Origin of the sequence: Ectopseudomonas composti, from assembly GCF_001567565.1 — a bacterium.
In the GTDB taxonomy this organism is placed as follows: Bacteria; Pseudomonadota; Gammaproteobacteria; order Pseudomonadales; family Pseudomonadaceae; genus Aquipseudomonas; species Aquipseudomonas composti_A.
In genome coordinates, this window is record NZ_LSSW01000022.1 from 116,500 (window position 1) to 128,666 (window position 12,167).

Sequence of the window (12,167 nt, forward strand, 5' to 3'; positions counted from 1 at the left end):
GGGGATCGAGTCTGGGGCAGTGATGGGCGTACTGGCGGCGATCCGTTCGCCGAGGGCAGTGCGGCAGCCGACTACCGACTTAGTCGCAGGGCGTTGAGTACCACCAGCAGCGAGCTGAGGGACATGCCTACCGCCGCCCAGATGGGGGTGATCCAGCCCAGGGCGGCGAAGGGCAGCACCAGGCCATTGTACAGCGTTGCCCAGGCAAGGTTTTCGATGATGATGCGACGCGTGCGCTTGGCCAGTTTCAATCCGTCGACCAGGCTGCTCAGGCGGTTCGACAGCAGCACGGCATCGGCGCTGGTTTTCGCCAGGTCGGAGGCCGAGCCCATGGCCACGCTGATGTCGGCGGCGGCCAGTACGGGGACGTCATTGACGCCGTCGCCGAGCATCAGCACGCGACGTCCTGCCCCGTGCAGTTGTTTGAGGACGGCCAGCTTGGCGTCCGGGGTCAGGCCGCCTCGGGCATCTTCGATACCCAGCTGGCCGGCGACTTCGCCGACCATTGGCGAACTGTCGCCGGAGAGCAGGTGAATGGCCCAGCCGCGGGCACGGGCCGCTGCAATCAGCTCGGCAGCGTCTTCGCGCAGGCGGTCATCGAGGACGAACCAGGCCAGCGGCCCCTGTTCATCGCCGAGCAGCAGCCATTGGCCGTGCTCGCTGGCAATCGGGGGTACGGCATGGTTGCTCAGGGCGCAGACGAAGCTGGCTTCACCAATTCGCAGAAGGCGCTCGTCGACCTTGCCTTGCAGGCCTTGCCCCGGGTGGCTGTCGACGCATTCCGCCGCGCGCGGCGCCTGGCTGAAGGCGCGGGCGATAGGGTGTTCCGAGCGGTTCTCCAGCGCGGCAGCCAGCGCCAGGCAGTCGCCCTCGTCGAGGTCGCGCAGTGGATGAATGGCCTTGAGCGTGAGGCGGCCCTCGGTCAGCGTACCGGTCTTGTCCAGCACCAGGGTGTCGATCTGGTTGAGGCCTTCGAGCACGTGACCGCGGGTCAGCAGCATGCCCAGCTTGTGCAGGGTGCCGGTGGCGGTGGTGAGGGCGGTCGGGGTGGCCAGGGCCAGGGCGCAGGGGCAGGTGGCCACGAGCAGGGCGAGCACGACCCAGAAGGCGCGGCTGGAGTCGATCTCCCACCAGACGAAACCGACCACGGCAGCCGCCACCAGGATGAACAGCAGGAACCACTGCGAAACGCGGTCGGCGATTTCCGCCAGGCGCGGCTTTTCGCTCTGGGCACGTTCCAGCAGGCGCACGATGGCCGATAGCCGTGTGGCATCGCCGAGTGCCTGCACTTCCACGGTCAGCGGGCCTTCGACGTTCAGCGTGCCGGCGGTGACGCTGTCACCGATGCCGCGCGGCAGTGGCAGGTACTCGCCGGTCAGCAGCGATTCATCGACGCTGGACTGGCCGGCGAGGATGCGACCGTCGGCGGGAATCAGCGAGCCGGGCTGCACCAGCACCTGCTCGCCTTCACGCAGCTCGCTGAGGAGGATGCGCTGGCTCTGGCCGTTGTCGTCCAGGCGCAGGCAGGACGCCGGCAGCAGTTTCACCAGCTGCGCGGTCGCGGCGGCGGTGCGCTCTCGCGCACGGCGTTCCAGATAGCGCCCAGCGAGCAGGAACAGGGCGAACATGCCCACGGCGTCGAAATACAGTTCGCCCTGGCCGGTGATGGTCGACCAGATCCCGGCCACGTAGGCGCCGCCGATGGCCAGCGACACCGATACGTCCATGGTCAGGTGCCGGGTGCGCAGGTCGCGCAGGGCGCCACGGAAGAACTGGCCGCAGCAATAGAAGACGATAGGCGTGGTGAGGAACAGGCTGGTCCAGCGCAGGATCTTGTCCAGTTCTGGCGACAGGTCGATGTTGAATTCCGGCCAGGTGGCCATGGTCGCCATCATCACCTGCATCCATAAAAGCCCGGCCACGCCCAGCTCGCGCATGCGTCGACGGTTTTCCGCGGTCAGGCGTTCGGCCGCTTCGTCGGCGCGCCAGGGGTGAGCGGCGTAGCCGATGCGGCGAAGTTCGGCGAGCAGCTGGCTCAGCGGGATCTGGCTGTCCTGCCAGCGCACCTGCAAGCGATGGTTGGACAGGTTCAGGTACGCTTCGGCCACACCCGGCACGCCGCGCAGGTGCTTTTCGATCAGCCAGCCGCAGGCGGCGCAGCTGATGCCCTCGATCAGCAATTGGGTTTCGCTCAGTTCGCCCTCGTGCTGGACGAAGGGCTGCTGCACGTCGCTGCGGTCGTACAGCGCCAGTTCGTCAGGCAGGGCTGCCGGCAACGCCTGTGGATTGGCGGCGTTCTCGCTGCGATGACTGTAATAGTGCTCCAGGCCTCCGGCCACGATGGCTTCGGCCACGGCCTGGCAACCGGGGCAGCACATCTCGCGGGTCTGACCGAGCACATCGGCACGGAACTGGCTGCCGGCAGGTACCGGCAGGCCACAGTGATAGCAGGGAGTAGGGGCGGGCATTGGCAGCGTCAGTAGGAGGGATTGTCACCGATCATGATGGTCTGGCCATCTGCGATGTTCTCTTCCTCGAACAGGCGCCAGTGCTGGCTACCTTCCTGACCGAGCAACTCGACGAAGCGGCGGCCGCTGACTTCATCGACCATTTGCCCGCGGTAAGTATCGTTATCGGCCGGCTGCAGGATCACCCGGCGGTCACGTTCCGGCTGGGTCGGTGAGATCAGGTTGAGAACGATCTGCTGCGGTTTGCTGTTGCCCAGCAGCGACAGGGTGGCGACACCGGTGGCGTTGTCCAGCACCAGCTCGCCGTGCAGTTGCAGGCGTTCGGCCAGCTTCTCGCGCTCCAGTGACTGGTTGATGCCCTTGCCGACGTCGTAGTAGTCGTCGGAGATCAGCCCTGGGGGATTCTTGGTGGCGATGGTGAGCAGGGTCAGGCCCTGCACCACCGAGTAGCCCAGCAGGAACAGGATGAACCAGGGCCAGAACTGCTTGTACCAGGGTTTGACTGGCGATGGTGTTTGCTCGGTCATGCGCTTTCCGTTGTCAGCGGACGCTCGGGCCGATGAAGCGGCTGTCGGCGTCGTTCTTGATACTGGGGTCATCCGCGGATTGTACGTGGAAGACGATGTTGTTAGCGCTCGACGGCAGCTTCTCGGGGGCGATGGACAGCTCGACCGGGAAGGAATACACCTCGCCAGCCAGGGCTCGTACTTCGCGCTTGCCTTCGTAGACCAGTCCGTCGAGGCCGTCGGCACTGATCAGGTAGGTCATGTCGCGCTGCGCTTTGTTCATGATCTTCAGGGTGTAGACGTTCTCGATATGGCCGCGCTCGTTCTCGCGGAACAGCACGCGGTCCTTGAGCACGTCCAGCTCCACCAGCGGGCGATTGGCCACGGCCCAGGCGAACAGGCCCATCATTGCCGCCAGCGCGACAGCGTACCCGATCAGGCGCGGACGCAGCAGGTGGGTCTGTCGACCAGACAGGTTGTGTTCAGTGGTGTAGCTGATCAGACCCTTGGGGTAGTTCATCTTGTCCATGATGTCGTCGCAGGCGTCGATGCAGGCTGCGCAGCCGATGCACTCGATCTGCAGGCCATCACGGATGTCGATGCCGGTGGGGCAGACCTGTACGCACATCTTGCAGTCGATGCAGTCGCCGAGGCCCTGGGCCTTGTAGTCGGCGTCCTTCTTGCGCGGGCCGCGTGATTCGCCACGGCGTGGATCGTAGGAAACGATCAGGGTGTCCTGGTCGAACATCACGCTCTGGAAGCGGGCATAGGGGCACATGTAGATGCACACCTGCTCGCGCAGATAGCCGGCGTTGCCATAGGTGGCAAGGGTGAAGAAGCCGGTCCAGAAATAGGCCCAGCCGCTGGCTTGGCCGGTGAAGATCTCGATGACCAGATCGCGAATCGGCGTGAAGTAGCCAACGAAGGTGATCGCGGTCAGCAGTGACACGCCCACCCAGATGCCGTGTTTGGCCAGCTTACGCCCGAATTTCTTGCCGCTCATGGGCTGCTTGTCCAGCTTCATGCGCTGGTTGCGGTCACCTTCGGTGACTTTCTCCGCCCACATGAATACCCAGGTGAATACGCTCTGCGGGCAGGTGTAACCGCACCAGACGCGGCCAGCGAACACGGTGATGAAGAACAGGCCGAAAGCGCAGATGATCAGCAGCCAGGACAGCAGCATGAAGTCCTGCGGCCAGTAGGTGGCGCTGAAGATATGGAATTTGCGTTCGGGAAGGTTCCACCAGACGGCCTGATGACCGTTCCAGTTGATCCATACGGTGCCGAAGAACAGCACGAAGAGGAGGGCGCCGCCAGCGAGTCGAAGATTACGAAACAGGCCGGTGAACGCGCGGGTGTAGATCTTCTCGCGACTGGCGTAGAGATCGACGCTGGCATTCTTGGCTGAAGGAGGGGTGACGTCCTGGACGGGAATCTGTTCGCTCATCAATGCATACCACGGCGGTTGGTTGGCAGCCCGGGCCGATACATGCCGGTCAGGGTCAGTTCACTATGATTATATGGTACGCCTGAAAGACAACGCCCGGGTGCGACCAGCAGTCGCGACCCGGGCGTTCATTGACCCTTGTCAAAAGAGTCGTCTGTGCTTACTGCTCTTGCGCCTTGTGCGACAGGCTGTAGACGTAAGCGGCCAGCAGGTGCACCTTGTCGTTGCCGAGGAATGCTTCCTGGGCCGGCATCTTGCCGTGACGACCGTAGCGGATGGTCTGCTGCAGTTGCGCGTAGCTGCTGCCGTAGATGAACGCTGCCGGGTTGGTCAGGTTCGGTGCGCCCATGGCAGGGGTGCCCTTGCCGTCGGCGCCATGGCAGGCGAAGCAGGTACCGGCGAAGACCTTCTGGCCCGCTTCGATGTCGGCTTCGGTGCCTTCCGGCAGTTGACGACCAGCCAGTTGGGTGAGGACGTAGGCGGCAACGTTGCGCACGCCGTCTTCACCGATGGCCGGGCCTTGGGCCGGCATGGCGCCTTCACGACCGTGGAGGATGGTGGTCTTGATGGTTTCCGGCTCGCCGCCCCAGCGCCACTCGTTGTCGGTCAGATTGGGGAAGCCGTAGCTGCCCTTGGCATCGGAACCGTGGCATACGGAGCAGTTGGAGGCGAACAGGCGGCCACCCATTTTCAGGGCTTGCTCGTCCTTGGCCACTTCCTCGATCGGCATGGCGGCATATTTGGCGAACAGCGGGCCGTATTGCTCATCGGCGCGCGCCATCTCTTTTTCCCACTGGTGCACGCCGGTCCAGCCGGAGTGACGCATGGAGCCATCAGCGATCTGCACGCCCGCCGCGAAGGGGGTCTTGCTCTCGCTATCGACGTAGTCGTAGCCCGGCAGCAGGCCTTTCCAGTTACCCAGGCCCGGGTACAGGACGAGGTAGCCGAGGGCGAAGATGATGGTTGCTACGAACAGCATGAACCACCACTTGGGCAGCGGGTTGTCATACTCCTCGATGCCGTCGAAGCTGTGGCCGACGGTTTCTTCGGTGGTTTCCTGGCGCTGGCCCTTGCGGGTGCCGAAGATCAGCCAGGTCAGGGCGAAGATGGTGCCCAGAGACAGAATGGTTACGTACCAACTCCAGAACGTGGTCATTGGTTATTGCTCCTGGAAGAGTCTTGATCGCGCTTGGACTCGGGCTCGGCTTCGTCGGCGAAGGGCAGGTTGGCGGCTTCGTCGAAGCTCGATTTGCGCTTGCTGCTGTAAGCCCAGAGCACCACGCTGATGAAGGCGATGAAAACCACCGCTGTGCCGATGCCGCGAATCATCCCGATGTCCATAGCGTCTTACCGTTTGTTCTTGATGGAAGTACCGAGAACCTGGAGGTACGCAACCAGCGCATCCATTTCGGTATTGCCTTTCACTGCATCGCGAGCACCGGCGATATCTTCGTCGGTGTAGGGGATGCCGAAGCCACGCATGACTTCCATCTTCTTCGCGGTGTCGCGACCATCGAGCTTGTTCTCGACCAGCCATGGGTAGGCAGGCATCTTCGACTCAGGCACGACGTTGCGCGGGTTGTACAGGTGGGCGCGATGCCACTCGTCCGAGTAGCGGCCGCCGACGCGAGCCAGGTCCGGACCGGTACGCTTGGAGCCCCACAGGAAGGGGTGATCCCAGACGCTTTCACCGGCTACGGAGTAGTGGCCGTAGCGCTCGGTTTCGGCGCGGAACGGACGAATCATCTGCGAGTGGCAACCGACACAGCCTTCGCGGATGTAGATGTCGCGGCCTTCCAGCTGCATCGCGGTGTAGGGCTTGAGGCCTTCCACCGGTTCATTGGTGACGTCCTGGAAGAACAGCGGGACGATCTGGGTCAGGCCACCGATGCTGACGGCAACCACCATCAGCAGCGCCATCAGGCCGATATTCTTCTCGATGATTTCGTGTTTCATCAGTGAGCTACTCCGGCGGGAATCTGCGCAGCCGCTTCGTATTCAGCCGGCTTGGCGGCACGCACGGTGCGGAAGGTGTTGTAGGCCATCAGCAGCATGCCGGTCACGAAGAAGGCGCCGCCGATCATGCGTACGACATAACCTGCATGGCTGGCTTCAAGGGCTTCGACGAAGGAGTAGGTGAGGGTGCCGTCTTCGTTGACTGCACGCCACATCAGACCCTGGGTGATGCCGTTGACCCACATCGAGGCGATGTACAGCACGGTGCCGATGGTGGCCAGCCAGAAGTGGGTGTTGATCAGGCCGATGCTGTGCATCTGCTGGCGACCGAACACTTTCGGCAGCAGGTGATACAGCGAACCGATGGAGATCATCGCTACCCAGCCGAGGGCGCCGGCGTGCACGTGGCCGATGGTCCAGTCGGTGTAGTGGGACAGGGCGTTGACGGTCTTGATGGCCATCATCGGGCCTTCGAAGGTGCTCATGCCGTAGAAGGCCAGGGACACCACCAGAAAGCGCAGGATCGGGTCAGTGCGCAGTTTGTGCCAGGCACCGGAGAGCGTCATCATGCCGTTGATCATGCCGCCCCAGCTCGGTGCCAGGAGGATCAGCGACATCACCATGCCCAACGACTGCGCCCAGTCCGGCAGCGCGGTGTAGTGCAGGTGGTGCGGACCGGCCCAGATGTACACCGCGATCAGCGCCCAGAAGTGGACGATGGACAGACGGTAGGAGTAGACCGGGCGACCGGCCTGCTTGGGCACGAAGTAGTACATCATCCCCAGGAAGCCGGCGGTCAGGAAGAAACCTACGGCGTTGTGACCGTACCACCACTGGATCATGGCGTCGGTGGCGCCGGCATACAGCGAGTAGGACTTGGTCAGGGTGACCGGAATCTCCAGGTTGTTGATCAGGTGCAGGATGGCCACGGTGAGGATGAAACCACCGAAGAACCAGTTGCCCACGTAGATGTGGCTGACCTTGCGCTGCATCACCGTGCCGAAGAAGACGATGGCGTAGGAGACCCACACGATGGTGATCAGGATGTCGATCGGCCACTCGAGTTCGGCGTATTCCTTGGAGCTGGTCCAGCCCAGCGGCAGGCTGATGGCTGCAAGCAGGATCACCAGTTGCCAACCCCAGAAGGTGAAGGCCGCAAGTTTCGGTGCAAACAGCGTGGTCTGACTGGTGCGTTGCACCGCGTAGTAGCTGGTGGCGAACAGGGCGCAGCCACCGAAGGCGAAGATCACCGCATTGGTATGCAGCGGACGCAGACGGCCGAAGCTGGTCCACGGTAGGTTGAAGTTCAGTTCGGGCCAGGCCAGCTGGGCAGCGATGAATACGCCGAGTCCCATGCCGACGATGCCCCAAACCACCGTCATAATGGCGAACTGGCGAACCACCCTGTAGTTGTAGGCGGAACGGGTTGTTGTGTTCATGTCTGGGCTTCCATCCACGGTTATGGCAGAGCGGCCGACATCCGTGGCACCCCTAGGCATGAGCAGGCCATGAACACCACGGATATCGACGCGAGGCAAGCATGAGCAAAGGGCCATTGGGGTTTATTGACGCCGGTCAATGTGAGCAGGGACTGCCCTGGCAGTGGGACGAACCGCCGCAGGCGGCCTCGAGCACTTTGATCCTTGCCCATGGCGCGGGTGCGCCGATGGACAGCCCGTTCATGCAGGCCATGGCTCAGGGTCTGGCGGCACGGGGCGTACGCGTGGTGCGCTTCGAATTCGCCTACATGGCGCAGCGCCGGCTGGATGGGCGCAAACGGCCGCCCAATCCACAGGCGCAACTGCTGCAGCAATGGCGCGATGTGCATGCGCAGGTGCGCCAACGGGTCGCAGGGCCCTTGGCCATTGGCGGCAAGTCCATGGGGGGGCGCATGGCCAGCCTGCTGGCTGATGAACTGGGCGTTTCTGCGCTGATCTGTCTGGGCTATCCCTTCTATGCCGCCGGCAAGCCGGAAAAGCCACGCGTCGCTCATCTGGCTGAACTGCGCACGCCAACCTTGATCATCCAGGGGCAGCGCGATGCCCTGGGCAATCAGGAGACCGTTGCGGGTTATGCGCTTTCAGCGGCCATCGAGCTGCACTGGTTGCAGGCCGCCGATCATGACCTCAAGCCTTTGAAGGCGTCGGGTTTCACTCATGAGCAGCACCTCGCGACAGCTGCGGGGGTGATGGAGAGTTTTCTGGGAGCGAAGTGACCGCCGATCCGAGCCGGGCGGCAGGCTCTCATTCAGACACTTTTTCCCCGCCAGAGCGCCGTAAAAGCGGTTGCGCTTGACCGTCCGGTCACGCAATGTGACAGCTGAGTGTCCGGCCCCGCTTCAGGGTGGACACAGCAGGCTTCCAGCTATCCTGTGAGTAGACGGTGGCCCTGCACGGTGCGCCGTGCCACGCAATGGGGCGGCGCGTCATGACGAGAACACTGCGATGCACTGTAATGGTGCTCTATGTTTTGGCTTGATAGGTAAGTTACTGATTTTAAAGGATTAATAGTGCTGGCTCGGGCCTTGCAGAGGATGCTGCAAGTCCGGGTGACAAGGAGTACGGCATGGCCCGCACCTTTTATGACGAGATGTACGACGCGAGCGGCGCTGTCCGCCCGCACTACCGCGAATTTGCCCGCTGGTTGGCAGAAACGCCGGACGATCTGCTGGCCCAGCGCCGACGAGAAGCCGACCTGCTGTTCCACCGCGCCGGCATCACCTTCACCCTCTATGGGGATGATCAGGGTACCGAGCGCCTGATCCCCTTCGACATCATTCCCCGCTCCATCCCCGCCAGTGAATGGCGCATCGTCGAGCGCGGCTGCATTCAGCGTGTGCAGGCGCTCAACCTGTTTCTCGCCGACCTTTACCACGATCAGCGCATCATCAAGGCCGGCATCATCCCGGCCGAGCAGGTGCTGGCCAACGAAGGCTACCAGATGGCCATGCAGGGCCTCGATCTGCACCGCGATATCTACGCGCACATCGCCGGGGTCGATCTGGTGCGTGATGGCGACGGCAGTTACTACGTACTGGAAGACAACCTGCGCACCCCCAGCGGCGTCAGCTACATGCTCGAAGACCGCAAGATGATGATGCGCCTGTTCCCCGAGCTGTTCGCCGCGCAACGCGTGGCGCCGGTGGATCACTACCCGAACCTGCTGCTCGATGCACTGAAGAGTTCCAGCCCGCTGGACAATCCGACGGTGGTGGTGCTGACCCCGGGGCGCTTCAACAGCGCCTACTTCGAGCATGCCTTCCTTGCCCGTGAGATGGGCGTGGAGCTGGTGGAGGGCGCCGACCTGTTTGTGCGTGACGACAAGGTCTACATGCGTACCACCGCCGGTGCGCGTCAGGTGGACGTGATCTACCGTCGCCTCGACGACGCCTTCCTCGACCCGCTGGCCTTCAATCCCGACTCGATGCTCGGCGTCGCCGGGCTGCTGTCGGCCTACCGCTCGCGCAATGTGGTGCTGGCCAACGCCATTGGCACCGGTGTGGCCGACGACAAGTCGATCTATCCCTATGTCGGCGACATGATCCGCTTCTACCTGGACGAGGAGCCGATCCTCAAGAACGTGCCCACCTGGCAGTGCCGCAAGCCTGCGGAGCTGTCCCACGTGCTGGCCAACCTGTCCGAGCTGGTGGTCAAGGAAACCCAGGGCTCCGGCGGCTACGGCATGCTGGTCGGCCCGGCGGCGAGCAAGGCCGAGATCGAAAACTTCCGCGCCCGCCTGATCGCCAGGCCAGAGGCCTATATCGCCCAGCCGACGCTGAGCCTGTCGACCTGCCCGACCTTCGTCGAGCGCGGCATCGCACCGCGTCATATCGATCTGCGCCCGTTCGTCCTGACCGGCCGCGAAACCCGCCTGGTGCCGGGCGGCCTGACCCGCGTGGCACTGCGTGAAGGCTCGCTGGTGGTCAACTCGTCGCAAGGCGGCGGTACCAAGGACACCTGGGTGGTGGAGGACTGATTATGCTTTCGAGAACTGCCTCCGACCTGTACTGGATGTCGCGCTATCTGGAGCGTGCCGAGAACCTGGCGCGCATGCTCGACGTCAGCTATTCGCTGTCGCTGATGCCGCAGGATGGTCGCGGCGATGGCCTCGACGAGCTGGCCATGCCGCTGCTGATCACCGGCACCCTGGACGATTACCTGGAGCGCCACGGCCCGTTGCACGCCGAGCGCATGCTGCATTTCTTCGCCCTCGATGCGAGCAACCCCGGCAGCATCTACTGCTGCCTGCAGGCTGCGCGCAGCAACGCCCATGCGGTGCGTGGGCGAATCACCGCCGACATGTGGGAGAACATCAACGCCAGCTGGCTGGAAATGCGCGGTATCGCCGAGCAGGGCCTGGGGCGCTACGGCATCAGCCGCTTCTGCGAGTGGGTCAAGGAACGTTCGCACCTGTTCCGCGGCGCCACCTTCGGCACCATCATGCGCGGTGAGGCTTATCGCTTCATTCGCCTGGGCACCTTCATCGAGCGCGCCGACAACACGCTGCGCTTGCTCGACGCGCGTTACGAAATGCTCGGCGAGGAGATCGACGAGCTGGAAGAGCGGACTGCGCGCAGCTATTACCAGTGGAGTGCATTGTTGCGTGCACTGTCCTCATTCGAGGCCTTTGCCGAGAGTTACCGCGGCTCGCCGCGCACGCGCAAGGTTGCCGAGCTGCTGTTGCTGCGCCCGGACGTACCGCGCTCGCTGCGGGCCTGCATGGAAGAACTGAACCTGATGCTCGCCGGTCTACCGGGAGAGAACGGTCGCCCGGCGCAGCGCCTGGCCGCCGAGCTGGATGCGCGGCTGCGCTATACCAGCATCGATGAAGTGCTCGACGAGGGCCTGCACGCCTGGCTCACGGACTTCATCCTGCTGGTGCGTCAGTTGGGCAACACCATTCACACGTCCTATCTGGAGGTCGCATGAGACTCTCGATCAGCCATGACACCACCTACCGTTACGATGATCAGGTGCGCGCGAGCATCCAGTACCTGCGTCTGACCCCGCACGACAGTGAACGCCAGCAGGTACTGAGCTGGCAGCTCGACCTGCCGCGACCGGTGCATGCCCAGCTCGATCCGTACGGCAACATCCTGCATGTGCTGACCCTGGATGAACCACACGAGTCCATCGTCATCGGCGCCCGTGGTCAGGTGGAGATCGACGAAACCTGCGAGGCCGAGCATGAGCAGCAGTCGGCCTTGCCGTTCCTGCGCTTCACTCGCCTGACCCAGGCCGACGATGCCATGCGCGAATTCGCCGCCCAGCAGTGCAAGGCGCGCGCCGATCGCACCGGCCTGATCGATCTGATGCACGCGCTCAATGCGCACATCGCCTACGAGCCGGGCATCACCGAGGTGGACACCAGTGCGGCCGAGGCTTTCGCAGGCCGCCGTGGCGTCTGCCAGGACCATACTCATGCCTTCCTCGCCTGCGCGCGCAGCCTGGGCATACCGGCGCGCTATGTGTCCGGCTATCTCTACACCGACGATGCCGAGCATCTGGCCAGCCACGCCTGGGCTGAGGCCTGGGTCGGCGATGCCTGGTACAGCTTCGACGTGACCAACTGCCTGGCGCGCCCGGAGCGTCACCTCAAGCTGGCGGTCGGCCTGGACTACCTCGACGCCTGCCCGGTACGCGGCATGCGCCGTGGTGGTGGCTGCGAGCAGATGCATGCACAGGTGCAGGTGGCGCCGCTGCTGCAGGTGCGTCAGCAGTGAAGTGTCGATAGGCGCTGGGGGCGAGTACGGGGCGCTGTGAGCACCTCTGGCCCCCTAACACCGGTGCG

Annotated in this window: 11 protein-coding genes; 4 read left to right on the top strand and 7 right to left on the bottom strand. The window is 63.6% G+C overall.

Annotation, left to right across the window (positions count from 1 at the left end; translation table 11 throughout):
- Window positions 1–71 precede the first annotated feature (71 nt).
- The 7 genes from PCLY_RS09775 to ccoN all read right to left on the bottom strand — a co-directional run bounded on the left by PCLY_RS09775 (window position 72) and on the right by ccoN (window position 7,816).
- Window positions 72–2,468, bottom strand: coding sequence for a heavy metal translocating P-type ATPase (locus tag PCLY_RS09775; RefSeq protein WP_061239112.1), 2,397 nt, complete (start codon window positions 2,466–2,468; stop codon window positions 72–74).
- An 8-nt stretch (window positions 2,469–2,476) separates the two neighbouring features.
- Complete coding sequence (locus PCLY_RS09780; RefSeq protein ID WP_061239113.1) at window positions 2,477–2,995, bottom strand: FixH family protein; 519 nt, start codon at window positions 2,993–2,995, stop codon at window positions 2,477–2,479.
- A gap of 13 nt (window positions 2,996–3,008) precedes the next feature.
- Complete coding sequence (ccoG, locus tag PCLY_RS09785) at window positions 3,009–4,421, bottom strand: cytochrome c oxidase accessory protein CcoG (protein ID WP_061239114.1); 1,413 nt, start codon at window positions 4,419–4,421, stop codon at window positions 3,009–3,011.
- A 160-nt stretch (window positions 4,422–4,581) separates the two neighbouring features.
- Window positions 4,582–5,577 carry a cytochrome-c oxidase, cbb3-type subunit III gene (gene ccoP / locus PCLY_RS09790; RefSeq protein WP_061239115.1) on the bottom strand — a complete coding sequence of 332 codons (996 nt, stop codon included), beginning with the start codon at window positions 5,575–5,577 and terminating at the stop codon, window positions 4,582–4,584.
- The gene (locus PCLY_RS09795; protein ID WP_061239116.1) at window positions 5,574–5,762 is read right to left on the bottom strand and encodes a cbb3-type cytochrome oxidase subunit 3; all 189 of its coding nucleotides are present in this window, start codon (window positions 5,760–5,762) and stop codon (window positions 5,574–5,576) included. Before PCLY_RS09795 ends, ccoP begins: the two co-directional genes overlap by 4 nt.
- 6 nt (window positions 5,763–5,768) lie before the next feature.
- Complete coding sequence (ccoO, locus tag PCLY_RS09800; RefSeq protein WP_061239117.1) at window positions 5,769–6,377, bottom strand: cytochrome-c oxidase, cbb3-type subunit II; 609 nt, start codon at window positions 6,375–6,377, stop codon at window positions 5,769–5,771.
- Window positions 6,377–7,816: a cytochrome-c oxidase, cbb3-type subunit I gene (gene ccoN / locus PCLY_RS09805; protein ID WP_061239118.1), complete on the bottom strand. Its 1,440-nt coding sequence runs from the start codon at window positions 7,814–7,816 to the stop codon at window positions 6,377–6,379. The genes ccoO and ccoN overlap by 1 nt, the downstream gene beginning before the upstream one ends.
- Window positions 7,817–7,917: 101 nt before the next feature.
- Between ccoN and PCLY_RS09810 the strand changes: the two genes are divergently transcribed.
- From PCLY_RS09810 to PCLY_RS09825, 4 genes are all read left to right on the top strand, one after another.
- Window positions 7,918–8,592 (top strand): alpha/beta family hydrolase, encoded by a 675-nt coding sequence (locus PCLY_RS09810; RefSeq protein ID WP_061239119.1) that lies wholly within the window; start codon window positions 7,918–7,920, stop codon window positions 8,590–8,592.
- A gap of 350 nt (window positions 8,593–8,942) precedes the next feature.
- A complete protein-coding gene (locus tag PCLY_RS09815) occupies window positions 8,943–10,352 on the top strand; it encodes a circularly permuted type 2 ATP-grasp protein (RefSeq protein ID WP_061239120.1) in 1,410 nt (469 codons plus the stop codon).
- 2 nt (window positions 10,353–10,354) lie between these two features.
- Window positions 10,355–11,305 (top strand): alpha-E domain-containing protein, encoded by a 951-nt coding sequence (locus PCLY_RS09820; RefSeq protein WP_061239121.1) that lies wholly within the window; start codon window positions 10,355–10,357, stop codon window positions 11,303–11,305.
- Complete coding sequence (locus PCLY_RS09825) at window positions 11,302–12,099, top strand: transglutaminase family protein (RefSeq protein WP_061239122.1); 798 nt, start codon at window positions 11,302–11,304, stop codon at window positions 12,097–12,099. The genes PCLY_RS09820 and PCLY_RS09825 overlap by 4 nt, the downstream gene beginning before the upstream one ends.
- Window positions 12,100–12,167 lie beyond the last annotated feature (68 nt).

Bases quoted from the DNA above. Each gene is read 5' to 3' on its own strand.
- ccoG (WP_061239114.1), bottom strand. From the start codon at position 4,421: ATGAGCGAACAGATTCCCGTCCAGGACGTCACCCCTCCTTCAGCCAAG.
- ccoP (WP_061239115.1), bottom strand. From the start codon at position 5,577: ATGACCACGTTCTGGAGTTGGTACGTAACCATTCTGTCTCTGGGCACC.
- PCLY_RS09820 (WP_061239121.1), top strand. From the start codon at position 10,355: ATGCTTTCGAGAACTGCCTCCGACCTGTACTGGATGTCGCGCTATCTG.
- PCLY_RS09810 (WP_061239119.1), top strand. From the start codon at position 7,918: ATGAGCAAAGGGCCATTGGGGTTTATTGACGCCGGTCAATGTGAGCAG.
- PCLY_RS09775 (WP_061239112.1), bottom strand. From the start codon at position 2,468: ATGCCCGCCCCTACTCCCTGCTATCACTGTGGCCTGCCGGTACCTGCC.
- PCLY_RS09815 (WP_061239120.1), top strand. From the start codon at position 8,943: ATGGCCCGCACCTTTTATGACGAGATGTACGACGCGAGCGGCGCTGTC.
- ccoN (WP_061239118.1), bottom strand. From the start codon at position 7,816: ATGAACACAACAACCCGTTCCGCCTACAACTACAGGGTGGTTCGCCAG.
- PCLY_RS09795 (WP_061239116.1), bottom strand. From the start codon at position 5,762: ATGGACATCGGGATGATTCGCGGCATCGGCACAGCGGTGGTTTTCATC.
- PCLY_RS09825 (WP_061239122.1), top strand. From the start codon at position 11,302: ATGAGACTCTCGATCAGCCATGACACCACCTACCGTTACGATGATCAG.
- PCLY_RS09780 (WP_061239113.1), bottom strand. From the start codon at position 2,995: ATGACCGAGCAAACACCATCGCCAGTCAAACCCTGGTACAAGCAGTTC.
- ccoO (WP_061239117.1), bottom strand. From the start codon at position 6,377: ATGAAACACGAAATCATCGAGAAGAATATCGGCCTGATGGCGCTGCTG.